At 69.9% G+C, this 26,564-nt stretch carries 24 protein-coding genes; 15 read left to right on the forward strand and 9 right to left on the reverse strand.

The features are described from left to right. Positions 1-453: 453 nt before the first annotated feature. The 15 genes from IG194_RS17055 to IG194_RS17125 all read left to right on the forward strand — a co-directional run bounded on the left by IG194_RS17055 (position 454) and on the right by IG194_RS17125 (position 15,787). A complete protein-coding gene (locus IG194_RS17055) occupies positions 454-1,521 on the forward strand; it encodes an LLM class flavin-dependent oxidoreductase (protein WP_082996271.1) in 1,068 nt (355 codons plus the stop codon). A 12-nt stretch (positions 1,522-1,533) separates the two neighbouring features. Then, complete coding sequence (locus tag IG194_RS17060; protein ID WP_058488299.1) at positions 1,534-2,478, forward strand: ABC transporter substrate-binding protein; 945 nt, start codon at positions 1,534-1,536, stop codon at positions 2,476-2,478. 17 nt (positions 2,479-2,495) lie between these two features. Continuing rightward, positions 2,496-3,578: an LLM class flavin-dependent oxidoreductase gene (locus tag IG194_RS17065; protein WP_058488300.1), complete on the forward strand. Its 1,083-nt coding sequence runs from the start codon at positions 2,496-2,498 to the stop codon at positions 3,576-3,578. A gap of 4 nt (positions 3,579-3,582) precedes the next feature. After that, complete coding sequence (locus tag IG194_RS17070; RefSeq protein WP_058488301.1) at positions 3,583-4,734, forward strand: acyl-CoA dehydrogenase family protein; 1,152 nt, start codon at positions 3,583-3,585, stop codon at positions 4,732-4,734. 112 nt (positions 4,735-4,846) lie between these two features. Beyond that, positions 4,847-5,833 (forward strand): aliphatic sulfonate ABC transporter substrate-binding protein, encoded by a 987-nt coding sequence (locus IG194_RS17075; RefSeq protein ID WP_058488302.1) that lies wholly within the window; start codon positions 4,847-4,849, stop codon positions 5,831-5,833. A gap of 11 nt (positions 5,834-5,844) precedes the next feature. Then, complete coding sequence (locus IG194_RS17080) at positions 5,845-6,807, forward strand: ABC transporter substrate-binding protein (protein ID WP_058488303.1); 963 nt, start codon at positions 5,845-5,847, stop codon at positions 6,805-6,807. Positions 6,808-6,984: 177 nt separating this feature from the next. Further along, on the forward strand, positions 6,985-7,887 hold the full coding sequence (locus IG194_RS17085; RefSeq protein WP_058488304.1) for an acyl-CoA dehydrogenase family protein: 903 nt from the start codon (positions 6,985-6,987) through the stop codon (positions 7,885-7,887). A 176-nt stretch (positions 7,888-8,063) separates the two neighbouring features. After that, the gene (locus tag IG194_RS17090; RefSeq protein WP_058488305.1) at positions 8,064-9,035 is read left to right on the forward strand and encodes an aliphatic sulfonate ABC transporter substrate-binding protein; all 972 of its coding nucleotides are present in this window, start codon (positions 8,064-8,066) and stop codon (positions 9,033-9,035) included. Positions 9,036-9,115: 80 nt separating this feature from the next. After that, positions 9,116-10,126 carry a taurine ABC transporter substrate-binding protein gene (gene tauA / locus IG194_RS17095; RefSeq protein ID WP_058488306.1) on the forward strand — a complete coding sequence of 337 codons (1,011 nt, stop codon included), beginning with the start codon at positions 9,116-9,118 and terminating at the stop codon, positions 10,124-10,126. A gap of 190 nt (positions 10,127-10,316) precedes the next feature. Beyond that, positions 10,317-11,108 carry a taurine ABC transporter ATP-binding protein gene (locus IG194_RS17100; protein ID WP_058488307.1) on the forward strand — a complete coding sequence of 264 codons (792 nt, stop codon included), beginning with the start codon at positions 10,317-10,319 and terminating at the stop codon, positions 11,106-11,108. Then, on the forward strand, positions 11,098-11,916 hold the full coding sequence (locus IG194_RS17105; RefSeq protein ID WP_009613191.1) for an ABC transporter permease subunit: 819 nt from the start codon (positions 11,098-11,100) through the stop codon (positions 11,914-11,916). The genes IG194_RS17100 and IG194_RS17105 overlap by 11 nt, the downstream gene beginning before the upstream one ends. Positions 11,917-12,095: 179 nt before the next feature. After that, a complete protein-coding gene (gene tauD, locus IG194_RS17110; RefSeq protein WP_043268829.1) occupies positions 12,096-12,932 on the forward strand; it encodes a taurine dioxygenase in 837 nt (278 codons plus the stop codon). 188 nt (positions 12,933-13,120) lie between these two features. Beyond that, on the forward strand, positions 13,121-15,145 hold the full coding sequence (locus IG194_RS17115; RefSeq protein WP_058488308.1) for an OPT family oligopeptide transporter: 2,025 nt from the start codon (positions 13,121-13,123) through the stop codon (positions 15,143-15,145). Between the two features lie 67 nt (positions 15,146-15,212). Further along, positions 15,213-15,428 (forward strand): CopG family transcriptional regulator, encoded by a 216-nt coding sequence (locus IG194_RS17120; protein WP_009613188.1) that lies wholly within the window; start codon positions 15,213-15,215, stop codon positions 15,426-15,428. Further along, positions 15,422-15,787, forward strand: a complete 366-nt coding sequence (locus IG194_RS17125) for a type II toxin-antitoxin system VapC family toxin (RefSeq protein WP_058488309.1) — start codon at positions 15,422-15,424, stop codon at positions 15,785-15,787. Before IG194_RS17120 ends, IG194_RS17125 begins: the two co-directional genes overlap by 7 nt. On the opposite strand, the gene IG194_RS17130 is transcribed toward IG194_RS17125, so the two are convergent. The 9 genes from IG194_RS17130 to IG194_RS17170 form a co-directional block, all read right to left on the reverse strand. After that, entirely contained in the window at positions 15,775-16,500 is a 726-nt protein-coding gene (locus IG194_RS17130; protein WP_058488310.1) for a DUF6796 family protein, read from the reverse strand. The genes IG194_RS17125 and IG194_RS17130 overlap by 13 nt on opposite strands. Next, positions 16,497-16,679: a hypothetical protein gene (locus IG194_RS17135; RefSeq protein ID WP_043318704.1), complete on the reverse strand. Its 183-nt coding sequence runs from the start codon at positions 16,677-16,679 to the stop codon at positions 16,497-16,499. The genes IG194_RS17130 and IG194_RS17135 overlap by 4 nt, the downstream gene beginning before the upstream one ends. Beyond that, positions 16,676-17,824 carry a PepSY-associated TM helix domain-containing protein gene (locus IG194_RS17140; protein WP_058488311.1) on the reverse strand — a complete coding sequence of 383 codons (1,149 nt, stop codon included), beginning with the start codon at positions 17,822-17,824 and terminating at the stop codon, positions 16,676-16,678. The genes IG194_RS17135 and IG194_RS17140 overlap by 4 nt, the downstream gene beginning before the upstream one ends. Positions 17,825-17,831: 7 nt before the next feature. Continuing rightward, positions 17,832-20,243 (reverse strand): TonB-dependent receptor, encoded by a 2,412-nt coding sequence (locus IG194_RS17145; protein ID WP_058488312.1) that lies wholly within the window; start codon positions 20,241-20,243, stop codon positions 17,832-17,834. Positions 20,244-20,344: 101 nt separating this feature from the next. After that, positions 20,345-21,313 carry a FecR domain-containing protein gene (locus IG194_RS17150; RefSeq protein WP_058488313.1) on the reverse strand — a complete coding sequence of 323 codons (969 nt, stop codon included), beginning with the start codon at positions 21,311-21,313 and terminating at the stop codon, positions 20,345-20,347. Further along, positions 21,310-21,816, reverse strand: a complete 507-nt coding sequence (locus IG194_RS17155; RefSeq protein WP_043268844.1) for a sigma-70 family RNA polymerase sigma factor — start codon at positions 21,814-21,816, stop codon at positions 21,310-21,312. Before IG194_RS17155 ends, IG194_RS17150 begins: the two co-directional genes overlap by 4 nt. A gap of 128 nt (positions 21,817-21,944) precedes the next feature. Continuing rightward, positions 21,945-23,900 (reverse strand): choline BCCT transporter BetT, encoded by a 1,956-nt coding sequence (betT, locus tag IG194_RS17160; RefSeq protein WP_058073012.1) that lies wholly within the window; start codon positions 23,898-23,900, stop codon positions 21,945-21,947. Between the two features lie 755 nt (positions 23,901-24,655). After that, complete coding sequence (locus IG194_RS17165; RefSeq protein WP_058488314.1) at positions 24,656-25,552, reverse strand: sigma 54-interacting transcriptional regulator; 897 nt, start codon at positions 25,550-25,552, stop codon at positions 24,656-24,658. Between the two features lie 90 nt (positions 25,553-25,642). Continuing rightward, positions 25,643-26,422: a MetQ/NlpA family ABC transporter substrate-binding protein gene (locus IG194_RS17170; RefSeq protein ID WP_058488315.1), complete on the reverse strand. Its 780-nt coding sequence runs from the start codon at positions 26,420-26,422 to the stop codon at positions 25,643-25,645. Positions 26,423-26,564 lie beyond the last annotated feature (142 nt).

Genomic DNA, 26,564 nt, shown 5'->3' on the forward strand with positions numbered 1-26,564 from the left:
CGCGAACAGACTCTCCCGGCAGCGCTGTCGTCTCAGGTCGACTCTGTCCCCTCTCCCCAGCCCTCTCCCTGAAGGGAGAGGGGGCTTGTCCGTGCCGGCTGCAAGCCTGATGTTCGCCGGATACGCCAGAGTTTCCGGCTGACTCCGTAATACCCGTTTCTGCCCAACGGTCCCCTCTCCCTTCAGGGAGAGGGTTAGGGAGAGGGCGTTCTCGAACCCAGCCCCGCAGTTTCCGTTGATACGAAAGCGAAAACCCCTCCCGCGCAACTTGCCCAACTCTGAATATGCTTAATTAGCATATTAGAATATGCCAAAAATGAATTTCCATCATGAAGTGCTTGCCTATAGCTTCTAAGAACAACGTCAATCAAGACGTTTTTCTTATAACGAAAGCCGCCGCCCTTATGCAGCGGCCCAGGCGAGGGCAACACAGTGAGCGTGGAAATTCTCGGCATGATCACCGCCACCCCGAGTTCCGAGGTGGACCAGCCGCTGGGGGAGGCGGTGGACGCCGGTTTCGTCCGGCGCTTCGCCCAGGCCCATGAGGACGCCGGTTTCGACCGCGTGCTGGTGGGCTACTTCAGCAATGCCGCCGAGGGCGCCGTGGTCAGCTCCTTCGTTGCCGCCGCCACCCGGCGCCTGGGCATCCTGCTGGCCTACCGGCCCGGGGTGATCGCACCGCCGCTGGCTGCGCGCCAGCTCGCCACCCTCGACCAGTTCAGCGACGGCCGCCTGGCCCTGAACGTGGTCAGCGGCGGCAACGACGAAGACCTGGCGCGCGACGGCGACTACCTCGACCACGACCGCCGCTACGCCCGCACCGACGAATACCTCGACGCCCTGCGGCGCATCTGGACCGCCGAGGCCCCGGTGGACTTCGCCGGCGAGTTCTACCGCTTCCAGGGCGCCTCGCCGGCCGTGCGCCCGCGGCAGAAGCCGCACATCCCGATCTACTTCAGCGGCTCCTCCGACGCCGCCATCGAGGTCGCCGCCAGGCACGCCGACACCTACATGCTCTGGGGCGAGCCGCTGGCCGCCGTCGACGGCCACATCCGCCGGGTGCGCGACGCCGCCAACGCCCAGGGCCGTGAGCCGCGCTTCTCGGTGTCGTTCCGGCCGATAGTCGCCGACACCGAGGAAGCCGCCTGGAAGCGCGCCGCCGAAGTGCTCGAACAGGTGCGCGAGAACCGCGCGCGCCTGGGCCTGCCGCTGCACGACCACCAGCCGCAGAACGTCGGCTCGCAGCGCCTGCTGGCCGCCGCGCAACAGGGGGAGGTGCTCGACACCCGACTGTGGACCGGCGTGGCCCGGCTGACCGGCGCGCGCTGGAATTCCACCGCCCTGGTCGGCACTCCCGAGCAGGTCGCCGCCGCCCTGGGCGAGTACTACCGCCTGGGCGTTTCCACCTTCCTGATCCGTGGCTTCGACCCGCTCGGCGACGCCGTGCGCTACGGCCAGGGCCTGATTCCCGCCATCCACGACCACATCGCCCGCCTGCCGCAACTGCGCCGCGCCGGCTGAGGAGCCCCACCGATGAACCTGAAACGACGCCTGCGCGCCACCTTCGCCGCGCTGCTGCTGGGCGCGCCCCTGGCCCAGGCCGCCGACCTGCCGACGCTGCGCGTGGGCGACCAGAACTACTACAACGTGCGCGCCTCCATGGAGGCCTCCGGGGTGCTCGAAGGCGCGCCCTACACGGTCGACTGGAAGCACTTCCAGTCCGCCGCGCCCGTGGCCGAAGGGCTGCAGGCCGGGGCGCTGGACCTGGGCTTCCTCGGCGATTCCGGGTTCATCTTCCTGGCCGCCAAGGGCGCGCCGGTGAAGCTGATCGGCGTGTCGCGGCAGAACCCCGACACCATCGCCCTGCTGGTGCCCAGGGACTCGCCGGTGCAGAGCATCGCCGACCTCAAGGGCAAGAAGGTCGCCTACTGGCCCGGCGCCTGGAGCCAGCAGCTGACCCTGCGCGCGCTGGAGAGGGCCGGCCTGCCCAGCGACTACGTCGACTTCGTCAAGCTGATGCCCATCGACGCCGCCGCCGCCCTGCCGCGCGGCAGTATCGACGCCTTCCCGGTATGGGAACCGTACATCTCGCAGCAGATCGTGTTTTCCGGCGCGCGCCCGATCCTCACCGCCCGCGACCTGATGCCGGGGCTGTCGAGCATCGCCGCCAACGCCGCTTCCATCGAACCCAAGCGCGCACAGATCGCCGACTTCCTCGGCCGCCTGCAGCAGGCCCGGGCCTGGGTCGAGGCGCACAAGGAGCAGTACGCCGATATCTGGGCGAAGAAGGCCAACCTCGACCCGGCCGTGTCGCGCCACTGGATCGGCCAGGCCGGCATGAGCGTCGGCCCGGTGGACGCCCAGGCCGCCGCCGACTACCAGGGCACCGCCGACTTCCTGCTGCAGACCGGCGCGCTGCCCAAGGCCTTCGACACCGCCAGCGTGATCGACCCCTCCTTCGCCAACGCCTTCCATTGAGCACAGGACGCAACCCCATGAGCATCCAGTTCCTCGGCATGATCGGCCACCGCCTGGCCTCCGAGACCATCGCCCCGGCCGGCCCGATCCTCGACAAGCAGTACATCGCCGCCTTCGCCCGCGCCCACGAGGAGGCCGGTTTCGACCGCATCCTGGTCGGCTACTGGTCCGATCAGCCGGACGGCTTCCTGGTGGCCGCCACCGCCGGCCTGGCCACTTCCAGGATCAACTTCCTGCTGGCGCACCGCCCCGGCTTCGTCGCCCCGACCCTGGCCGCGCGCAAGCTGGCGACCCTCGAGCACCTGCTCGACGGGCGCCTGGCGGTGCACATCATCAGCGGCGGCAGCGACGCCGACCAGCGCAAGGACGGCGACTACCTCGACCACGACCAGCGCTACGCCCGCAGCGACGAGTTCATCGAAGTGCTCAAGCGCACCTGGACCAGCGCCGAGCCCTTCGACTTCCACGGCGAGCACTACCGCGTGGAGCAGGCCTTCTCGGCCATCCGCCCGCAGCAGAAGCCGCACATCCCGGTGTATTTCGGCGGCTCCTCGGAGGCGGCGCTGAAGGTCGCCGGCAGGCAGGCCGACGTGTTCATGCTCTGGGGCGAGCCCCTGGCCCAGGCCGCCGAGACCATCGCCGCGGTGCGCGAGCAGGCGCGGCAGAACGGTCGCGAAGTGGAGTTCAGCCTGTCGTTCCGGCCCATTCTCGGGCGCACCGAGGAAGAGGCCTGGGCCAGGGCCGAGGCGATCCGCGCGACTGCCAGCCAGCGCCTGGGCGAGGCCGGCTTCCCCAAGGGCAAGCCGCAGAGCGTCGGCGCCCAGCGCCTGCTCAAGGCGGTGGAGCAGGGCGACCGCGTCGACGAACGCCTGTGGACCGGCATCGCCAAGCTGGTCGGCGGCGGGCACAATTCCACCGCGCTGGTCGGCACCCCGGAGCAGGTCGCCGATGCGCTGCTGGCCTACTACGACCTGGGCGTGCGCAGCATCCTCATCCGCGGTTTCGACCCGCTCAACGACGCCGTGGAATACGGCCGCGAGCTGATCCCGCTGACCCGCGCCAAGGTCGCCGAGCGCGAGCGCCGGCGTGCCACGGCCTGAGCCCATGAGCAACTTGCAGAGCCCGCCGCTGGCGCTCAACGACCTGCTGCCGGCGCTCACCCGGCAACTGGCCGAGAGCGCCGAGGCCTACGACCGCAGCGGCGACTTCCCCCATGCCAACCTCGCCCTGTTGCAGCACTTCGGCCTGCTCGGCCTGGCCCTGCCGCAGGCGCTCGGCGGCCCCGGCGCCGGCCTCGGCGAACTGCGCCGGGTGGTCGGCGCCGTGGCCCGTGGCGAACCCTCCACCGCGCTGGTGCTGTGCATGCAGTACCTGCACCTGCGGCGCCTGGCGGACAACCCCGGCTGGCCCGAAGCGCTGAAGCGCCGCGTGGCCCGCGAGGCGCTGGAGCAGGGCGCGCTGATCAACAGCCTGCGGGTGGAGCCGGAGCTGGGCTCGCCCTCGCGCGGCGGCCTGCCGCAAACCGTGGCGCGGCGTGACGGCGAGTGCTGGCGGCTGTCCGGGCACAAGCTCTACACCACCGGCATTCCCGGCCTGACCTGGCTGGCGGTGTGGGCGCGCAGCGACGAGCCGACGCCGCGGGTGGGCGCCTGGCTGGTGCGCCGCGACAGCCCCGGCATCCGCATCGTGGAAAGCTGGGACCACCTGGGCATGCGCGCCACCGGCAGCCATGAGGTGATCTTCGAAGAGGTGCCGGTGCCGCTGGAACACGCCGTCGGCCTCTACCCCCACGACCAGCCGCCGGCGCCGGACGAGGCCGTGCTGCGCGACTTCGCCCAGGCCAGCGCGGCGCTGCTCGGCGCGCTCTACGACGGCATCGCCGGTGCCGCCCGCGATTGGCTGCTGGGCTGGCTGCGCGAGCGCGTGCCGGCCAGCCTCGGCGCGCCCCTGGCGAGCCTGCCGCGGGTGCAGGAAGCGCTGGGCGCCATCGACGGCCTGCTGCTGCAGAACCGCCTGCTGCTCGACGCCGCCTGCCGCGAGCGGCTGAGCGCCAGCGAGGCGGGGCTGATCAAGGTCGCCGTCACCGACAACGCGGTGGCGGTGGTCGAGAAGGCCCTGGAGCTGAGCGGCAACCACGGCCTGAGCCGGCACAACCCGTTGCAGCGCCACTACCGCGACGTGCTCTGCGGGCGCGTGCACACCCCGCAGAAGGACAGCGTCTGGATCGCGGCGGGGAGGGCGGCGCTGAGCCCCTGAGCCCGCGCGATCACCCGACAACAACGACGGCAATATCGGCGACCGCACCGGCGGAACGGATAGCCCCAAGACAACCCCTGGCTTCCGTGCGAAGCCGCCTGGAGATTGCCCCATGAAACGAACCCTGCGTGTTTTCGCCGGCCTGCTGGCCGCGACCTTGCTGGCGGGCGCCGCCAGCGCCGCCGAACCCGTCACCCTGCGCCTGGGCGACGTGAAGGGCGACCGCTATGCCTCGCTGCGTGCTTCCGGCGAGCTGGACAACCTGCCGTACAAGCTGGAGATGTCCGCCTTCCCCTCCGGCGCCCCGGTGCTCGAAGCGCTGAACGCCGGCGCCCTGGACATCGGCTTCACCGGCGACATCCCGTTCCTCTTCGTCTATGCCGCCGGCGCGCCGCTCAAGGCCGTGGGCGCCTGGCACTTCAACCCGGCGACCGTGGCGCTGGTGGTGGGCAAGGATTCGCCGATCCACTCGGTGGCCGAGCTCAAGGGCAAGCGCATCGCCGTCAACCGCGGCGGCTGGGGCCACTTCATGGCCCTGGGCGCACTGCGCCGCGCCGGGCTCAAGCCGGAAGACGTGACCTTCTCCTTCCTCGGCCCGGTGGACGGCCGCGCCGCCCTGGTGCGCGGCTCGGTGGACGCCTGGGTGCCCTGGGAGCCCTACACCTCCAGCGCCGTGCTGCTCGACCAGGCGCGGGTGATCGACAACGGCGACGGCATCATGACCGGCTACTCCTACGCCCTGGCCAGCGACGCCGCCATCGCCGGCAAGAAGGCCGCCATCAGCGACCTGCTGACGCGCCTGGCGCGCGCCCAGGTCTGGGCCCTGCAGCATCCAGACGCCTTCGCCGCGGCGCTGGCCAAGGACCTGAACATGCCCCGGGAGGTGACGCGCCGCTGGGTGGGCGAGGCGCGCATCAGCCCCATCGTGTTCGATGCGAACATCGCCGCCACGCTGCAGAAGGCCGCCGACTTCTTCCACGGCGAGGGCGTGCTGCCCAAGGCGCTGGACGTCGCCCCGGCGTTCGATTTCAGCCTGTCCGCCGGCGCCGCCGAAGTGGCCCGCCAGCTACCCGCCGACCTCACAGTCGGCCAGCGTTGAGGAGCCCCGCCATGCGCAAGATCCTCAGCCTGTTCCTGCTGCTGTGCCTGGCCGCCGGCCAGGCCCTCGCTGCCGAGCGCGTGACCCTGCGCCTGGCCGACCAGAAGGGCAACATGCGTGCCCAGCTGGACGCCGCCGGCGCGCTCAAGGGCCTGGCCTACGACATCCAGTGGTTCGAATTCCCCGCCGCCGCGCCCCTGGCCGAGGCGCTCAACGCCGGCGCGGTGGATGCCGGCATCATCGGCGATGCGCCCCTGCTCTTCGCCCTGGCCGCCGGCGCCCAGGTGAAGGCCATCGCGGTGGACAAGTCCGACCCCTATGGCACCGCCGTGATCGTCCGCGGCGACTCGCCGCTGCATTCGGCGGCGGACCTCAAGGGCAAGCGCATCGCCACCGGGCGCGGCTCCATCGGCCACTTCGTGGCGCTCAAGGCGTTGGCTTCGGCAGGCCTGAGCGAGAAGGACGTGGAACTGCGCTTCCTCGGCCCGGTGGACGCGAAGATGGCCCTGGCCAACGGCTCGGTGGACGCCTGGGCGACCTGGGAGCCCTACACCGCGCTCTCGGAGACCGCCGACAAGGCGCGGGTGCTGGTCAACGGCCGCGGCCTGTGGGCCGGCAACAGCTTCCTCGCCGCCACCGACAGCGCCCTGGCCGACCCGGCGAAACGCGCCGCCCTGCAGGACTACCTGCAACGCCTGGCCGGCGCCCAGCGCTGGGCCTACGCGCACCTGGACGAGTATTCGCGCAGCCTGGCGAAAATCATCGGCTTCCCCGAGGACGCCGCGCGCCTGCAGTTCCAGCGCCGGCAACTGCGCTGGCAGGCACTGGATGCCCAGACCCTCGCCCAGCAGCAGGAAACCGCGGACTTCTATCAGGCCCATGGGCTGATCCCGCAGCGCCTGGACGTGCAGCCGACCTTCGCCGCGGGCTTCGCGGTGGAGCAGGGGCCGGCCGTTGGCCAGCGGCAGCCCTGACGGTTCTCAGCTAAGGCAAAAAGGTTATTTAACCTTGCCGCACTGCTTGGATATGGTTCTAAGTGCCGCCCCGGCCACGCCTTGTGCGCGGCGCAACGGGGCGCCGCCGAACCCCTTCGCTTCAGTCTTCCCGCGCGCCATTCGCCCAGGCACTGATTCCGTCGTCCCGAGGTGCCCATGAGCGTCGCCCCGCCCCGGCTGGCTCCCGCCGAGCCGTTCCCCCAGCCCGCCGTCGCCGGCCCCGCCGCCTGGGCCCGCGCCCTGCGCGAGTCCGGGTTGCTGCGGCTGTCGCTGCCGGCCCAGCTGGGCGGCGCCGGCAGCCCCTGGCGCGAGGTCCTGCAGGTTCTGCGCGACCTCTGCGAGCGCGACGGCGGCCTGGCCCGGCTGTTCGCCGTGCACCACCTGCAACTGACCCGCGTGCGCCTGCTCGGCAGCCGCGAACAGCTGCAGCGCCTGTTGCACCTGAGCCTGCTGCGCGAGCCGCTGTGGGGCGCCCTGGGCGAGGACGATGGCCAACTGCTGCGGGCCGAGGAACACCTGCGCGGCGGCTTCCGCGTCAACGGCGCGCAATGGGATGCCTTCACCGCCGAGGCGGCCGACTGGCTGCTGCTGCGCGCCTGGCACGCGCCCAGCGGCGACTTCCTGCTGGCCGCGCTGCCCAGCGCGCGGGCCGGCCTTGCGCTGCGCGCCGGCGCCCACTGCCAGGGCCTGCGCCTGCACCCGGAGGACATCCTGCTGCCGCCGGGCCTGGCGGCCACGCCACGGCGCGTGCTCGGCGACGGCCTGGCGCAACTGCTGCAGGCCAACGTCGCCCTGGGCCTGGCGCTGCAGGCCGCGGACAGCCTGGACCTGCCCGAGGCCTCGGAACTGTCGCGGCTGCTCGGCCTGGGCCTGGTGCTCAGCGAGCAGGCCGCCCGGCAGCTGGACGAGGACATCGAGGCGGGCGCGGCGCTGGCCTTCGGTCGCGCCAGCCACTTCGCCAACCTCGCCGCCCAGGCCCTGGCGGTGGCCCGCCAGGCGGCCCAGGCCAGCCTCCGCGCGGAGGGCGTGAGGGCCCGGCTGCTGGGGGCTGCGCACTGATGGCGGGATGAATCCGCGCGGCATTAGTTAAGAACTAAAAATTATTTATTTCTGATTTTTTATGCCTGTAATCTCTGCTTCACCGGACCACCGGACTCATCCAGAACACCTGACACCAGTCCAGTGGTCCGTCCTCGCTCTGCAGGCGGCCGCCCCGTACCCGAGGAGCCGTACCCATGTCCCGCAGCCCGTTCCTGCGCCGTTTCGCCGTTGGCCTCGCCGCCTTCGCCGCCCTGCTGGGCGCCCTGGGCGCGCACGCCGAAGGCACCCTGCGCATCGGTTTCCAGAAGTCCTCCACCCTGCTGACCATAGTCAAGGCCCAGGGCACCCTGGAGCGCGAGCTGGGCAAGCAGGGCATCAAGGTGTCCTGGCATGAGTTCCCCAGCGGCCTGCCGCTGCTCGAATCGCTCAACGTTGGCAACGTCGACCTGTCCGCCGACGTCGCCGACACCGTGCCGGTGTTCGCCCAGGCCGCCGGCGCGCAGCTGACCTACTTCGCCCGCGAGACGCCGTCGCCCACCGCGCAGTCGATCCTGGTGCCGGAGGATTCGCCGCTGAAATCCCTGGCCGATCTGAAAGGCAAGCGCGTGGCCGTGACCAAGGCCGCCGGCAGCCATTACCTGCTGATCGCCGCATTGGCCAAGGCCGGGCTGAAGTTCTCCGACATCCAGCCGGCCTACCTGACCCCCGCCGACGGCCGCGCCGCCTTCGAGAACCACAAGGTGGACGCCTGGGTGACCTGGGACCCCTACGTCGCCAGCGCCCAGCGCCAGCAGCACGCCCGCGTACTCGCCGACGGCCAGGGCCTGGCCAGCTACCAGCGTTACTACCTGGCCTCCAGCGACTACGCCAAGGCCCACCCGCAAGTGCTCGGGCAGGTCTTCGCCGAACTGCAGAAGACCGGGCGCTGGGTGAAGCAACACCCGGCCGACGCGGCCAAGCTGCTCGGCCCGCTGTGGGGCAACCTCGACGCCGCCACCGTGGAGCAGGCCAACGCCCGCCGCAGCTACGACGTGCAGCCGGTGCGCGCCGACGGCCTCGACGAGCAGCAGCGTATCGCCGATGCCTTCTACGCCGAGGGCCTGCTGCCCAAGCCGGTGGACGCCCGCGCCGTGCAGGTGTGGCAGCCGGACCTGGCGCGCAACTGAAGCGAATTTCCCGCCGCTCCGCGAGGGGCGGCCCGTCACGGCCCGGCCGGCCGCCCCGAATGCATTTCCAGGAGCACCCCATGAAACGCACTTTCGCCCCGCGCCGCCTGCTGGCCGCGCTCGCCCTGGCCGGCGTCGCCGGCATCGCCCAGGCAGACATCACCCTCGGCTACCAGACCGGCGTGGACCCGACCAAGGTCCCGCAGGCCGACGGCACCTACGAGAAAGCCATCGGCGAGAAGCTCGACTGGCGCCGCTTCAACAGCGGCCCGGAAGTGGTCGCCGCCATCGCCTCGGGCGACGTGCAACTGGGCAACCTCGGCTCCAGCCCGTTGGCCGCCGCCACCTCGCGCGGCCTGCCGATCGTGGCCTTCATCGTCACTGCGCAGATCAACGCCGCCGAGGCCCTGGTGGTGCGCAACGGCAGCAGGATCGAGAAGCCCGAGGACCTGGTCGGCAAGACCATCGCCACGCCCTTCGTCTCCACCTCGCACTACAGCCTGCTGGGCGCGCTCAAGCACTGGAAGATCGACCCGACCAAAGTGAAGATCGTCAACCTCAACCCCACCGAGATCGCCGCCGCCTGGCGCCGTGGCGACATCGACGGCGCCTTCGTCTGGTCGCCGGCCCTGGGCGAGATCAAGAAGAGCGGCAAGGTGCTGACCGACGCCGCGGAAGTGGGCAAATGGGGCGCGCCGACCTTCGAAGTCTGGGTGGCGCGCAAGGACTTCGCCGAGAAGCACCCGGAGGTGCTGGCCAAGTTCGCCCGCGTGACCCTCGATTCCTTCGCCGACTACAACGCCCACAAGGCCCAGTGGACCGCCGATTCCGAGCAGGCGAAGAAGATCGCCCGGCTGACCGGCGCGGCGCCTGAGGACGTGCCCGAGCTGCTGGCCGGCAGCGCCTTCCCCGAGACCAAGGAACAACTGTCCAGCGCGCTGTTGGGCGGCGGTACCGCCAAGGACATCGCCGGGACCGCGGCCTTCCTGAAAGAGCAGAAGCGCGTGCCTTCGGTGCTCAAGGACTACTCGCCCTACGTCAGCGCGGAGTACGTGCGCCAGGCGGAGAGCGTGCAGGTGGGGCAGCGCTGAGAGTACTGGGAAGCCCGCTGAAGAGCCCCTCTCCCCAGCCCTCTCCCCGAAGGGAGAGGGAGCCGTCCGTCGCCAGGCCTGGGCACCGATTCCCGGGGATGGCACGGCTAGCCCCCTCTCCCGCTTGCGGGAGAGGGCGGGGGAGAGGGTGCTCCAGCGAGCCACTTCTTACCCTGCGGAGGGCAGAAACATGAGCCGTCTGACGGCAGAGGCCGTGAGCCTTTCTTTCCAGCAGCATGGCCAGACCCGGCGCGTGCTGCATGAGCTGACCCTGGACGTGGCCAAGGGCGAGTCCCTGGTGGTGCTGGGCCCCTCCGGCTGCGGCAAGTCCACGCTGCTCAACGTCCTGGCCGGGTTCCAGAAGCCCGACCGCGGCCGCGTGCAGATCGACGGCCGGACTCTCGAAGGCCCCGGCGGCGAGCGTGGCGTGGTATTCCAGGACGACGCCCTGATGCCCTGGCTGGACGCTCTCGACAACGTCGCCCTGGGGCTGCGCATCCGCGGCCTGGGCCGTGCCGAACGCGAGGCCCGCGCCCGCGCGGTGCTGGCCCTGGTGGGCCTGCAGGAGCACGCGCATTACCGCGTCTCGCAGCTTTCCGGCGGCCAGCGCCAGCGCCTGGGCCTGGCCCGCGCGCTGGCGGTGGAGCCGGACTTCCTGCTGCTGGACGAGCCCTTCGGCGCCCTCGACGCACTGACCCGCGAGCGCATGCAGGTACTCACCCTGGACCTGTGGCGCAAGACCGGCAAGGGCCTGTTCCTGATCACCCACAGCGTCGACGAGGCGCTGTTCCTGGCCACCGACCTGGTGGTCATGGACGGCCCGCCGGCGCGCATCGTCAAGCGCCTGCGCCCGGACTTCGCGCGGCGCTACGCGGCCGGCGAGCCGGTGCGCTCGATCAAGGCCGACCCGGAGTTCGGCCGCCTGCGCCAAGCGTTGTTGGACGAGTTCCTGGAAGAGCCGGAGGCCGAACATGCCCACTGACACCCTCAGCGCCAAGCTGCCTGCCCGCCGCCGCGCCAAGCCTGCCCGCCCACGCGACGCGCGGCGCTGGGCCGCCGCCGGGAGCATCGCCGCACTCGCCGCGCTCTGGTGGTTCGCCACTCACTTCGGCTGGGTCGACACGCTGTTCCTGCCGGCCCCCGAACAACTCTACGAAGCCCTGCAGCGCGTGCTCGCCGAAGGCTACGTCGACGCCACGCTGTGGCAGCACATCGGCACCAGCCTGCTGCGCGTGCTGCTGGCACTCGGCGCGGCGGTGCTCACGGCGATTCCGCTGGGCATCCTCATGGGCCTCAACCCGCTGGTGGGCGCCGCGCTGGACCCGCTGGTGGAGTTCTACCGACCGATCCCGCCGCTGGCCTACCTGCCGCTGATCGTCATCTGGTTCGGCATCGGCGAGCTGTCCAAGGTGCTGCTGATTTACCTCGCGCTGTTCGCCCCGCTGCTGATCGCCACCGCCGCCGGCGTGCGCCGCGTGGACAGGTCGCGCATCCAGGCGGTGCGCTGCCTGGGCGCCAACCGCTGGCAGGTGGTGCGCCACGTAGTGCTGCCCAGCGCCCTGCCGGAAGTCCTCACCGGCCTGCGCATTGCCCTGGGCGTGGGCTGGTCGACCCTGGTCGCCGCCGAGCTGATCGCCGCCAACCGCGGGCTGGGCTTCATGGTGCAGTCGGCGGCACAGTTCCTGGCGACCGATGTGGTGGTGTTGGGGATTCTGCTGATCGCCGGGATCGCGTTGAGCTTCGAGGTGGGCTTGCGCTGGTTGCAGGGGCGGTTTGCTTCCTGGGAGTAGGGCTGTAGAGCCAAGAGCCCCTCTCCCTAACCCTCTCCCTGAAGGGAGAGGGGACTGATCGGAGCTGCCGGCTAGCTCGGCGCTCGACTGACACACCGAACAAAGCCCCCTCTCCCGCTTGCGGGAGAGGGCTGGGGAGAGGGTGCTCTTCCCTGCACAGAACACGAGAGAGAAAAGAAATGACCACCCTGACCCTGGCCCCCCTCAGCCCCGCCCTGGGCGCCGTAGTCTCCGGCATCGACCTGCGCCAGCCGCTGGACGACGCCCAGCAGCAGGCCATCGAGCAGGCCCTGCTCACCCACCAGGTGCTGTTCTTCCGCGACCAGCCGCTGACTCCTTCGCAGCAGGCCGCTTTCGCCGCGCGCTTCGGCGACCTGCACATCCACCCGATCTACCCCAGCGTGCCCGAGCAGCGCGAGGTGATCGTGCTCGACACCGCCGTCACCGACGTGCGCGACAATGCCATCTGGCACACCGACGTGACCTTCCTGGAAACCCCGGCCCTGGGCGCGGTGCTGGCCGCCAAGCAGTTGCCGCCCTATGGCGGCGACACCCTCTGGGCCAGCGGCATCGCCGCTTTCGAGGCGCTGTCCAAACCCTTGCAGCGCCTGCTCGACGGCCTGACCGCCACCCACGACATCAGCAAGTCCTTCCCCCAGGAACGCTTCGGCGCCACCGACGCCGACCTGGCGCGGCTGGAGGAGGCGCGCAAGAAGAACCCGCCGCGCTCGCACCCGGTGATCCGCACCCACCCGGTCACCGGGCGCAAGGCGCTGTTCGTCAGCGACGGCTTCACCACCCGCATCAACGAGCTGTCGGCGGCCGAGAGCCGGGCCATCCTCGACCTGCTGTTCGCCCACGTCGCCCGCCCGGAGTTCACCGTGCGCTGGCGCTGGCGCGAGAACGACGTGGCCTTCTGGGACAACCGCGTGACCCAGCATTACGCGGTGGACGACTACCGCCCGCAGCGCCGGGTGATGCACCGCGCGACCATACTCGGCGACAAGCCGTTCTGACCCCCGCACGCCAACCCTTGCCCTTGTAGGAGCGAGCTTGCTCGCGAACCGCCTCGTGCCGAAGCTGTTCGCGAGCAAGCTCGCTCCTACGAAAAGCGGGGGGCGTCGCCTGGGCGACATTCGGTGACGTGGGCGCGCGCGCCGCTCTGGCCTAAGCTTGGCAGGTTGCCTTTCAGAGACTTCCTTCCATGCTCGAACGGATTCCGGACGAATCGAACCTCGCCGAACTGACCCTGCGCGGGCTCATCCTCGGCGCCCTCATCACCGTCGTCTTCACCGCCTCCAACGTCTACCTGGGCCTGAAGGTCGGGCTGACGTTCGCCTCCTCGATCCCCGCCGCGGTGATCTCCATGGCGGTGCTGCGCTACTTCTCCGGCTCGAACATCCTGGAGAACAACATGGTGCAGACCCAGGCCTCGGCCGCCGGCACCCTGTCGTCGATCATCTTCATCCTCCCGGGGCTGCTGATGATCGGCTACTGGGCCGGCTTCCCGTTCTGGCAGACGGCGGCCATCTGTTCCATCGGCGGCATCCTCGGGGTGCTCTACACCATCCCGCTGCGCCGGGTGATGGTGGTGCAGAGCAGCCTGCCGTACCCCGAGGGCGTGGCGGCGGCGGAAATCCTCCGTGTCGGCAGCCATGACGAGGAACACCCGCAGGCCGGCGACGGCAACAAGCCGGGCCTGCGCGACATCCTCGCCGGCGGTCTGGTGGCGGCGCTGTTCAGCCTGTTCAGCAGCGGCTTCAAGCTGCTGGCCGAGGGCTTCAGCTTCTGGATCAGCGCCGGCCAGGCGGCCTTCCGCCTGTCCACCGGCTTCTCCCTGGCGCTGGTGGGCGCCGGCTACCTGATGGGCATCACCGCCGGCATCGCCATCCTCATCGGCGTGGTGATCGCCTGGGGCGTGGCGGTGCCGCTGCTCACCGTGAACAGCACCCTGGCCGCCGGGCAGAGCCTGCCGGAACTGGCCAGCAAGCTGTGGAGCAGCCAGGTGCGCTTCCTCGGCGCCGGCACCATAGGCGTGGCCGCGCTCTGGACCCTGGCCACCCTGTTCAAACCCATGGTGCAGGGCGTCTGGGCCTCGCTCGGCGCCATCAGCGGACGCGTCGAGGCCAGCGACCTGCGCACCGAGCGCGACATGCCGGCGGCCTGGATCCTGGCCATCGCCGCCTTTCTGCTGGTGGCGCTGTTCGTGGTCTTCGCCTACTTCCTCGGCCAGGCCGCGCCGGACCTCGCCGGCTTCGCCTTCTGGGGCCTGGTGGCCACCTGCGTGGTGTTCGCCTTCTTCTTCGGCTTCCTGATCGCCGCCGCCTGCGGCTACATGGCCGGCCTGGTGGGTTCCTCCAGCAGCCCGATCTCCGGCATCGGCATCATCGCGGTGATCCTGGTGTCGCTGCTGATCCTCGGCGTCGGTTCGCTGGAGACCGGCTTCCTCGACCGCGAGGGCGGCAAGCTGGCGATCGCCCTGGCGCTGTTCACCACCTCGGTGGTGCTGGCCATCGCCGCCATTTCCAACGACAACCTGCAGGACCTCAAGACCGGCTACCTGGTCGGCGCCACGCCCTGGCGCCAGCAGGTGGCGCTGATCGTCGGCTGCCTGGTGGGCGCGCTGGTGATCCCGCCGGTGCTGGAGCTGCTGTACAACGCCTATGGCTTCACCGGTGCCCTGCCGCGCGAGGGCATGGACCCCGGCGCGGCCCTGGCCGCGCCCCAGGCGACGTTGATGACCGCCATCGCCAGCGGGATTTTCCATAACGCGCTGAACTGGAACATGATCCTCATCGGCGTGGCCCTGGGCATCGCCCTGATCCTCGTCGACGTGCTCCTGCGCCGCACCGGCAAGGCCAGCCTGCCGGTGCTGGCCGTGGGCCTGGGCATCTACCTGCCGCCGACCATCGGCATGACCCTGGTGGTGGGCGCGGTGCTCGCCTGGCTGCTGGAAAGCGCGCTGAAGAAGCGCGCCCAGGCCGCCGGAGTGGACGAGGAGAAGTACGCCGACCTGCCGCGCCGCCGCGGCGTGCTGCTGGCTTCGGGGCTGATCGTCGGCGAGAGCCTGATGGGCATCCTGCTCGCCGCGCTGATCGGCACCAGCGGCAAGGACGCGCCCCTGGCGCTGGTCGGCGCCGGCTTCGAGGACAGCGCGCAGTGGCTGGGGCTGCTGGTGTTCGTGGTGGTCTGCGTGCTGTTCCACCGCCAGGTGCTGGGCAAACGCTGATACAAACGCAGGCTTGGTCGATCAGGGATGTGTGATATATGTTGTCGATATCACATATGGAGGCGCCATGCGTACCCTGGTCGACATCCCCGCCGAACATCTCGAGGCGCTCAACGCCCTGGGCGAGCAACAGCAGCAATCGCGCGCCGCGCTGATCCGCGAGGCGGTCGCCGAGTACCTGGTCCGGCACCGCCGGCAGGATGCCGAGGCCGCCTTCGGCCTGTGGAACGGCAGCGCCGGCGACGGCCTGGCCTACCAGGAGAAGGTACGCGAGGAATGGTGAAGGCGCTGTTCGACACCAACGTCCTCATCGACTACCTCAACGGCCACGAACAGGCCCGCGACGAGTTGCGCCGCTACGATGACCCCGCCATCAGCATCGTCACCTGGATGGAGGTGATGATCGGCGCCACGCCCGCCACCGCCGCGGCCACCCGCGCCTTCCTCGACAGCTTCGCCCTGGTGCCGCTCGACGCGCCCGTCGCCGAGCGCGCCGTGGCGGTGCGCCAGGCGCTGCGGGTGAAGCTGCCGGACGCCATCATCAAGGCCAGCGCCGAGGTGCAGGGGCGCCTGCTGGTCACCCGCAACACCAGGGACTTCCCCGTCGACGACGCCGGCGTGCGCCTGCCCTACCGGCTCTGAGCCCCGCGCCGGGCGAACCACAGGCTGGAGAAGGCGTAGGCGACGAACCAGCCGATGTTGATGCCGGCGCCGCGCAGCCAGGTGCCCAGCGGCTCCGGTAGCACGGCGGGGACGAAGTGGCCCAGCACCCCCAGGCTCAGCGGGTTGAGCAGCAGCGCGCTGCTGCGCGGCAGGCGCGTGCGCCCGCAGGCGATGGCCAGGGTGAGCACGCCCAGCCCGGCCACCAGGCCGCCCACCGCCGCCACCCAGGCGATCATCAGCAGGCGGTGGAACTGCTCGCCCAGCGCCAGCAGCGCCGGGTGGGCGTCGGCCGGCACCAGCAGGAGGGTCTTGTAGACCATCCCCAGGTGGTAGAAGGCGGCGTGCCCCAGCGGTGAGTAGGCGTTGCCGCAGACCAGCAGGGCGAACAGCGTCCAGGCCATCCAGCCCCGGCCGCGGGCGACCAGGAACCAGTGCCAGGCGCCGAGCAGGTACAGCGGCATGGCCAGCACCGCCACCAGGGCGCCGAAGGCCAGGCGCGGCTCGCTGTTGGGCAGCATGTAGTCCAGGCCTTCGAAGCTGATCCGCGCCAGGTAGTCCTGCAGCGGCGGGTAGTCGGCGAGGTTGGCCCGGGCGCCGAGCAGGCCGGCGTCGCCGATCATCCAGAACACCGCGGCCAGCAGCCCGGCGTAGCCGCACAGGCGCAGGGCGCGGTCGCTGTAGATCGGGTTCATGGCGACGGCCTGCGGGCGCGGGCCAGCGCCGCCAGGATCACCGCTAGGGGAACGCCCAGGGCGAACCAGGACAGCGCGTCCCAGGGGCCGTCGCCGACCAGCGCGGAAACCAGCCCCACCAGGCTGAGCACGGCCAGCGCCAGGGGCCAGCGGAACACCCTCCACAGGTTGCGCTTCATGCCTCGCCCTCCGCGGCCAGGTGCCCGGCCTGCAGGTCGGCCAGGCGTTTCTCCAGGGTCTTGCGCCGCGCGAACCACAGGTACAGGCCGCTGCCGAGGACGACGATGGCCACCAGGTCGAGCAGCGTCCAGACGATCTTCAGCGGCAGCCCGCCGTAGTCGCCGAAGTGCAGCGGCTGCGAGAGGAACAGCGTCTTCACGTACAGCGGCATCTCGCGGATGTCGGTCAGCTCGCCGGTCTGCGCGTCCACCAGGGCCGGCTTGAGCAGGCGCTTGGTCAGCGGCGTGGCGCCGTGCATGAACACCGCGTAGTGGTGCTGGCTGCTGAACTGGGTGCCGGGGAAGCCGATGAAGCTCATGGTCATGTCCGGCGCCGCCGCCTGGGCGGTCTGCAGCGCCTTGTGCAGCGAGCCGTTGTCGGCCATGGGCGGCGCGTCGCGGTAGGGCGCGGTCATGTCGGCCAGCTGGTCGCCGCGCCAGAGCATGAGGATCGGCAGCGCCAGGGTGTTGATCACCCCGGTGGCGCCCACCACCAGCACCCAGGCCAGGGTGACGATGCCCAGCATGTTGTGCAGGTCCAGCCACTTCACCCGGCGGCTGCGCCGGGTGCGCACCGCGGCGAAGTCGAGCTTGCGCATGAAGGGCGTGTAGACCACCACCCCGGATACCAGCGAGGCCACCAGCAGCAGCCCCATGAAGCCGAGGAACAGGTAGCCGGGCAGGCCCATGAACAGGTCGGTGTGCAGCTTGAGCATCAGGTACATGAAGCCGCCGGGCGGCGGCTCCGGGTCGAAGAACTCGCCGGTGCGCGCGTCGAACGGCTGCACGTGGCCGATCTCCGGCGGCGGCACCAGGCTGGGCGCGGTGATCACCGCGCCCAGCGGCTCGTCGGGGTCGAACACCACGAAGCGCACCACCTCGCCCGGGCGCGCGGCCAGGGCGCGGGCCACCACGTCGTCGTAGTCGATGCGCGGCGACTCGGCGGTCAGCGGCTTGAGTTCCGGGTGCGGTTCCAGGTAGTGCTCGATCTCCTCGTGGAAGATCAGCGGCAGGCCGGTCAGGCACAGCAGCAGGAGGAACAGCGTGGACACCAGGCTGGTCCACTTGTGCACCAGGTACCAGGTGCGCAGGGCTTTCGCGGTCATGGGCGCCTCAGAAGTCCGCGGTCAGCGACAGCGACAGGGTGCGCGGCGAGCTGACGGTCATGTAGCCGTTGGACGCGGTCCAGTAGTTCTTGGCCAGCAGGTTCTCAAGGTTGGCCCGCGCCACCAGCGGCTTGCCGGCGACCTGGAAGGCATAGCTGGCGCCGACGTCGACGCGGTTCCAGTGCGGGACCTTGAGGTCGTTGGTGGTGTCCAGGTAGGCCGCGCCGGTGTAGATCCAGCGGCCGTCGAGGGTCAGCCCCCGGACGAACGGGGTGTCCCAGCTCAGCCCCAGGTTGGCCTGGCGCCGCGGCACGCCGGGGGCGTCCTGGCCTTCGCTGGCGGGGTTGGCGGTCTTGCTCTGCTCGGCCTTGATGTAGGTGGCGCCGGCCAGCACGCGCAGGTCGTCGGTCAGTTCGCCGAACAGGCTCAGCTCGATGCCGCGGTTGCGCTGCTCGCCGTCGGCGCGGAACACGTTGTCGGCGTCGAGGAAGGCATTGGGCTTCTTGATCTCGAACAGCGCCAGGGTGGTGGTGAAGCTGCCCAGTTCGTACTTGGCGCCGACCTCGTACTGCTCGGCCTTGTACGGCGCCAGCGCCTGGCCGGCGTTGGCCGCGGTGGAGGGCGGGGTGTCGCCCTGGCTCAGGCCCTGGATGTAGTTGGCGTACAGCGACAGCTCGTCCAGCGGCTTGACCAGCAGGCTGAACATCGGCGTCCAGGCGTGCTCGTCGTACTTGTTGGTGCGCGCCCCGCTGGACGGGTCGTAGTCCTTGGACTGCACCGTCTGCCGGCGCACGCCGGCGGTGAACTGCACGCGCTCGTCGAGGATCGACAGCTTGTCGGCCAGGGCCACGCCGGAAAGGTCGGTTTCGTTGGTCTTGGGGATGCCGCCGTCGAGGCTGGAGAAGTCCGGGATCGGCGTGTGCGGCGAGGTCTCGTAGAGGCTGCCCGGCTGCATGCCGGTGAATACGTAGACCATGCCCACGCGCTCGTGCAGGCGGTTGGCGCTGAGCGTCCAGTCGTGGCGCACCGGGCCGGTGTCGAAGTCGCCGCGCAGGCCGGCCTCGCCGGAGTAGGTGCGGCGGTCGGCGCGCTGGCGCGCCAGGCCGTTGATGATGTCGCCCTGGTTGCCGTTGAGGATGCTGTTGGCGGCGATGGTCTCGTAGTTGCTCTGCCGCCCGCCGATGCTGGCGAAGGCGGTGAGGTGGTCGCCGAGGTCGTACTCGCCGCGGTTGACCAGGGAGTAGTCCTCCTGGTCCAGGTAGGAATCGCGCAGGCCGAAGCGCGTCTTGGAGTCCGGCGCGTGGGGGATGCTGGTGGCGGTGCCGGTGATCACCGGGCGCACCACGCCTTCCAGGCTCTCCTTCTGGTACAGCAGGTCGCTGGACAGGCGCAGGCGCTCGCCGCGGAAGTCCAGGGCCAGGGACATCAGCGGGAACTCGCGGCTCTGGTGGTCGATGGCGGTGTCGCCGTTGCGGTACACGCCGTTGAAGCGCACGCCGAAGGCGTTGCCCTCGCCGAAGCGGCGGCCGATGTCCAGGTGCGTGCCGACCTGCGAGCGGTCGGTCCAGTCCAGGCTGACGCGGGTCAGCGGCTGGTCCTCGGCGCGCTTGGGCACCAGGTTGATGGTGCCGCCGACGCTGCCGCCGGGGGACATGCCGCCGAGCAGGGCGGTGGGGCCCTTGAGCACTTCGACGCGCTCGGCGAACTCGATCGGCACCCGCCAGTAGGGCAGCACGCCGTACAGGCCGTTGAGGGCGACGTCGGCGTTGTTCACGTTGAAGCCGCGGATGACGTAGGTGTCCACCAGGTCGCCGCGGCCGCCGACCACCCGCACCGACGGGTCGTTGGCCACCAGCAGGTCGGCGACGCTGCGCGCCTGCTGCGCCTCGATGGTCTGCGCGGTGTAGCTGGTGACGCTGAAGGGCGTGTCCATGAGGTCGGCGTTGCCCAGCATGCCCAGGCGCGCGCCGCTGGCCACCTGGCCGCCGGCATAGGCGGGCGGCAGCGTCTCGGCGCCGAGGCTGGCGATGATGGTGCTGGCCGACAGGGCCACGGCGCCGTCGGTGGGCAGTGGCCGCAGCACGTAGCTGCCGTTGGCCTGGGGCTCGGCTTCCAGGCCGCTGCCGGCGAGCAGCGCGCTGAAGCCGCCGGTGACGTCGTAGCTGCCGTGCAGGCCAGTGGACTGGCGGTCGCGCAGTTGCGCGGCGTCGAACGACAGGGCCACCCCGGCGGCGCTGGCGAAGCGCCCGAGCACCTCGGCCAGCGGGCCGGCGGCGATGTCGTAGCGCACGGCTTCCGCGGCCTGGGCCGTGGTGGCGGCGAGCGCGCCGGCGCCCAGGGCCAGGGCGATGGCCAGGGCCAGCGGTTTGTGCAACGAGCGGCTGCCGGTGGTCGGCGCCGGGGCGGTGTAACGGTTCATGCAAGCTCCCCCAAGTTGGGCCAGATGGCCCGGAATAAGAGGGGGCCGGGCGAGGGCGGAAAAAAGTGCAAGGGCGGGCGGATTTTTTTCGCCCCCGGCGTTCAGGCGCGTGGCTGCACGCTGACCCAGAAGCGCGTATGGCGCACGATGCGCAGGTCGAAGCCGGATTCCAGGGCGGCCAGGGCCAGGTCGGTGTCGCCGATGGGGGAGTTGCCGGAGACCTTCAGGCCGGCCACCCGCGGGTCGCAGTGCAGCACGCCGCTGCGGTAGCGCGAGAGTTCCTCCAGCAGCTCGCCCAGCGGACGGTCCACGGTGATCAGGCTGCCGGCGAGCCAGGCGGCGGTGTTGGCGTCGTTGTGCCGCAGCGTGCCGAGGTCCAGCGCGTCGAGGTCGAGCTGCTCGCCACCGTGCAGGATGCGGCTGCGCTGCGGCGCGGCCTGGGGGCGGACTTCCACGGCCTTGTCGAGCACGGCGACGCGGGTACGGCCGTCGAGCAGGCGCACGCTGAAGCGGGTGCCCAGGGCGAGGATGCGGCCCTGGGACGTCTCCACGCGGAAGGGCCGCGCGCTGCCGCTGGGGTCCGGCGCGGTGCTGACGAAGATTTCCCCGCGCAACAGGCGCAGCAGGCGTTGTCGGGGGTCGAACAGCACGTCCACCGCGCTGTCGGTGTTGAGCGTCAGCGAGGAGCCGTCGGCCAGGGTGACTTCGCGGCGTTCGCCCACCGCGCTGCGGTAGTCGGCCAGCCAGGTTTGCCAGGGCGTTTCGCGCCAGGCCAGCCAGGCCAGCGGCAGGCCCAGGGCGAGGCTGCCCAGGCCGCCGAGCATCTGCCGCCGCGACAGCGCGCGGGCGCCCAGCGTCGGCCCGGCCAGTTGCCCCGGCACCCGGGCGAACTGCTGGCGTACTTGTTCCACCCGGGCCCAGGCGCGCTGGTGCTCGGCGCTGGCGGCGTACCAGTGCTGCCAGGCGTTGCGGTCGGCATCGCTGGCCTGGCCGGAATAGAGGCGCGCGTACCACTGGGCGGCGGCGCGGATGGCCTGGCGTTCGGCCTCGTTGGGGTTGGCGGCGCTCATGGCAGCATCAGGCAGCAGTGTTCCATGGCCTTGGCCATGTGGTTGTTCACCGTGCGCAGGGAAATGCCCTGGCGCTCGGCGATCTCGGCGTAGGTCAGGCCTTCCACCTGGGCCAGCAGGAAGCTGCGCTTGACCTTGGCGCCCAGGCCGTCGAGCAGGCGGTCGATCTCCATCAGCGCCTCGAACAGCAGGGCCTGGGTTTCCGGCGAGGGCTGCTCGTCTTCCGGCAGGCTGGCCAGGGCTTCCAGGTAGGCCTGTTCCAGCGCGCGGCGGCGAAAGTGGTCGACCATCAGGCCGCGGGCGACGGTGGCCAGGTAGTCGCGTGGCTCGCGGATTTCGCTGGCGTTGCGCGCGCGCAGCACGCGGACGAAGGTGTCCTGGGCCAGGTCGGCGGCATCGCAGGCATTGCCCAGGCGGCGCCGCAGCCAGCCGTGCAGCCAGCCGTGGTGCTCGCTGTAGAGGTCGCGCAGGGCGTGCTGTGGGTCGAGGACGGTCGCCGACATGGGAATGGCCTGGAAAAAGAATGGCCAATGATAATCACTATCAATTGCCTATTTCCAGGCCTCCCTTGGTCGCGTCTGGAAACTGTCTACGCAGCCATGCCAACGCATGGCGGATCGTAGACGGCTTCTCAGCGGACCAGATGCAGGAACTGCAGATGCCGCTCGTACTGGTCGAGCATGTCGTTGATGATCTGCTCCTTGCCGTAGCCCATCAGGTCGTAGTCCTGGCTGCCCTCGGCCAGGTGCACCTCGGCGCGGAAGTAGCGGCGGTTCTTCAGGTGCAGGCCGCCCATGCCGGCGCGGGCGAAGGACGGCGTGAAGTAGCCGCGCATCGATACCTGGTAGTAGAACGGGTGCTGCTCGCCGTGGCCGATCTCCAGGCTCAGTTCCAGGTTGCCCGGGTCGAGGTCGGCGTCCACCTGCAGGCCCTTGTCGCGGAACACCTCCGCCACCTCGGCCATCGCCGGGCTCACCACGTCCGCCAGGAAGCGGTACACCTCGTCGCGGGTGGGGAAGTGCACCGCCTGGGAGATGCGCCGCTTCCAGCCGCCGGCCTTGGCCGCCAGCGGCGGCGCCAGGGAGTGGCTGCGCGCGCGCTGGCGCTGGGATTCGAGGTAGAAGGCCTTGTGCAGGCCCCACATCATCAGCAGCAGGATCAGCGAGAAGGGTAGCGAGGTGAGCACCACCGCTGATTTGAGCGCGTCGATGCTGCCGGCGAACAGCAACCCGCCGGTGACCAGCGCGGTGGCCAGGCCCCAGAACACCCGCAGCCACTTGGGCCCGTCATCGTCGGCGCTGCCGCCGCGGGCGGAGAGGGTGGAGAGCACCACGGTGCCGGAGTCGGCCGAGGTGACGAAGAACACGAAGCTGACCAGCACGGTCACGGCGATCAGCGCGCGGCTGCCGGGGTAGTCCTGCAGCAGTTGGTAGAGCGCCATCTGCGGCTCCGCCACGGCCACCCGGCCGAGTTCGACGGCGCCGTGGTTGAGCACCTGGTCCAGGGCGCTGTTGCCGAAGATCGACATCCACGCCAGGGTGAAGCCCAGGGGGATGAACAGCACGCCGAAGACGAATTCGCGGATGGTCCGCCCGCGGGAGATGCGCGCGATGAACAGGCCGACGAAGGGCGCCCAGGCGATCCACCAGGCCCAGTAGAACACCGTCCAGCCGCCCAACCAGTCGCCGCCCTCGCCATAGGCGTAGAGGTCGAAGCTCTTGGTCGGCAGCGCGCCCAGGTAGTCGCCGATGTTCTGCACCAGGGTGTTGAGCAGGTGCTGGGTGGGCCCGGCGAACAGCACGAACAGCAGCAGGCCGCAGGCCAGCAGCATGTTGATGTCGGACAGCAGGCGGATGCCCTTGTCCACGCCGGACACCGCCACGGCGATGGCCGCGCCCATCATCAGGGCGATCAGCGTCATCTGCACCGGGTGGCTGTGGGCCACGCCGAACAGGTAGTCGAGCCCGGCGTTGAGTTGCAGCACGCCGAAGCCCATGTCCGCGCCCAGGCCGAACACGGTGGCGACGATGCCGAAGCAGTCCACGGTGTAGCCGATGGGCCCGTTGATGCGCTTGCCGATCAGCGGGTACAGCGCCGAGCGCAGCGCCAGCGGCAGGTTGTGGCGGTAGGCGAAGTAGGCCAGGGCCATGGCCACCAGGGCGAACACGCCCCAGCCGTGCAGGCCCCAGTGCAGGAACAGCAGCTGCATGGCCTGGCGCGCGGCCTCGGCGCCGCCGGCCGCGCCCTGGGGCGGCTGCAGGAAGTGCGTCAGCGGCTCGGACACGCAAAAGAAGAACAGGGTGATGCTGATGCCCGCGGCGAACAGCATGCCGGCCCAGGACAGGTAGCTGAATTCCGGCTCGTCGTGGTCGGCACCGAGCTTGATCTTCCCGTAGCCGGAAAGCGCGGTGACCACCACGAAGATCAGGTACAGCGTCATCGCCAGCAGGTAGTACCAGCCGACGTTGGCGGCGGCCCAGGCCTGGGCGTCGAGCAGCCATTGGCCGGCCTCGGCGGGAAAGCCGATGACCAGGGCGACGAACAGCAGGATCAGCGCTGCCGCACCGTAGAAGACCGGTGGGTTCATGCGCATGACGGGGGTGGGTGGCGCGGTGACGGAGGGGGAGGGAACGGCGGACAAAACGGGCGGGGTTCCTCGTGTTTTTAATTGATCAACCAATCAATATAAACACGAAAGGCCGTGCCAGGGCCAATCCTCGGGACCGATGGTCCCGCCGCCGGCCCCGTGCGGGGGCCGAGCGGAGCGGGTACTGCTTTACTTGCGGCGGCGCTTCACGCGGCGGACTTCACGGCGTTCCGGATCGACCTGCTGAGGTACGTTGAGGAAAGCGGTGGCGGCGAAAAAGCTGGCAAGAGCGGCAAAGCTGGTCACGATAGTCTCCAAAGGCGCCGGGGAAATTGGGTCCCGACTGCCTGACAGCCATTTTCCCTGATCTTCATGACAAAAAGAAGTTGATGCGCCTGATGATCGGTATCGAAGTGGTCGATGAGGCTGCTTTTTTATGTAAATGTCAGAGAAATTCCTGTTTTTGACCTTTCCATCAGGATTCCCTGCTGCCGGCGGCGGGGTAGGCGAATCGTTTCACTGCGACCATTCGTCGCTTTTCGCGGATGTTCGGGGCGCGGGGCCGATTTTTCGCGGGGGCCGAGCTCCTTGCAGGAGCGCGCATGGCTTTTCGTAGGATGGTGTTGAGCGAAGCGATACCCATCAGCGCAACCGCATGGGTTTCGCAAGCTCAACCCATCCTACGAAAAGCACTCTGGTGCGGCTTGCAAGACAGTTGCTCCTACATTGCAGGCGAGCAGAAGAGCAGCTCGGCGTTACGGGAGCGGGTCTTCTTCCAATAACGCGCGCAACTGCTCGCGCACGCCGGGCCGGCGCAGCAGCTGGCGCAGCTCCGCCGGCGCGGCGTCGGGCAGGTTCAGGTGCTGCGGCTGGATTTCCGCGCCCGGGCTGACCAGCAGGGCGAAGTGGATGACGTTCTCCAGCTCGCGGATGTTCCCCGGCCAGGGGTAGGCCTCCAGCGCCGCCTGGGTCGCTTCGCCGATGTGCGGCACCGGCAGGTCCAGGCGCTGGGCGTGGATGCCGAGGAAGTATTCGGCCAATGGCAGGATGTCGCCGATGCGCTGGCGCAGCGGCGGCAGTTCCAGGTCGCCGTCCACCAGGTATTGCCGCAGCGGCTCTAGGAACTTGCCGGCGGCCACCGCCTGGCCCAGGTCGATGCTGGTGGCCACCACCAGGCGCACGTCCACCGGGATCGGCTCGCGGGCGCCGACGCGCAGCACCTCGCGCTCCTGCAGCACGCGCAGGAGTTTTTCCTGCAAGGCCAGCGGCAGGTCGGCGATCTCGTCCAGGTACAGGGTGCCGCCGTTGGCCGAGCCCAGCCAGCCGGCGCGGCTGCCCACCGGGCCGTTGTGGGCGCCGGGGGCGTAGCCGAACAGCTCGGCCTCGGCGAAGTTGCGGCTCAGCGCGCTGCAGCTGACCGCGACGAACAGCCCGGGGCGCTCGCTGGCGCGGTGGATGTGCCGGGCCAGCAGTTCCTTGCCGGTGCCCGTCTCGCCGCGGATCAGTACCGGCTGCAGGCCCGGGGCCAGGCGCTCGACCTCGTCGCGCACCTGGTGCGAACGCGGGTCGAAGAACACCAGCGCCTTGGCGCGGATGCTCAGCGGGCTCTTGTCGGCGTCGGGGAAGGTCAGCAGCGGTTGGGGGACTTTCATCTGCGCGATCTCGAAATGAAAACGCCGGTGCGGATGCTCACCGGCGTGGGGGATGGGCGGCGCTGCGCGGCGCCGCCGGCTGGGCATCGATCAGAAGGCGGGGATCACCGCGCCGTCGTATTTCTTCTCGATGAAGGCCTTCACTTCCGGGCTGGTAAGGGCCGCGGAGAGTTTCTTCAGCGCATCGCTGTCCTTGTTGTCCGGGCGCGCCACCAGGTAGTTCACGTAGGGCGAGTTGCGGTCTTCGAGGATCAGCGCATCCTTCACCGGGTTGAGCTTGGCTTCCAGGGCGTAGTTGGTGTTGATCAGGTCCAGGTCGACCTGGTCCAACACGCGCGGCAGCAGGGCCGACTCCAGCTCCTTGAACTTCAGGTGCTTGGGGTTCTCGGCAATGTCTTTCGGCGTGGCCAGGGCGTTGTGCGGGTCCTTCAGCTTGATGATGCCGGCCTTCTGCAGCAGGAGCAGGGCGCGGCCGCTGTTGCTGCCCTCGTTGGGCAGGGCGACGGTGGCGCCGTCGGGCAGCTCGGCCAGGGACTTGTACTTCTTCGAGTAGCCGCCGAAGGGCTCGACGTGCACGCCGGTCACGGTGACCAGGTCGGTGCCCTTGCCCTTGTTGAAGTTGTCCAGGTACGGCTTGGTCTGGAAGTAGTTGGCGTCCAGGCGCTTCTCGGCCACCTGCACATTGGGCTGCACGTAGTCGGTGAAGACCTTGACCTCCAGGTCCACCCCTTCCTTGGCCAGGGTCGGCTTGATCAGCTCGAGGATTTCCGCGTGGGGCACCGGGGTGGCGGCCACCACCAGTTTCTCGTTGGCGTTGACCGAGGCGCTGAAGGCGGCGGCGAGGGCAGTGATGAGCAGCAGTTTCTTCATGACGGCGTCCTTGTAGGGCAGCGTGCCGGGCAGGTCGCGCTCGTGGCGGCGACGCGGGCGGCGGGGGTTGGCTCCGGCGCCTCTGCGGGCGCCGTTGGAGCGAAAGCTACCGGGATTTTTTATTCCATTAAAATATTATTTA

The sequence above is a fragment of the Pseudomonas sp. ADPe genome, from assembly GCF_014843515.1.
GTDB classification, from domain to species: domain Bacteria; phylum Pseudomonadota; class Gammaproteobacteria; order Pseudomonadales; family Pseudomonadaceae; genus Pseudomonas; species Pseudomonas citronellolis.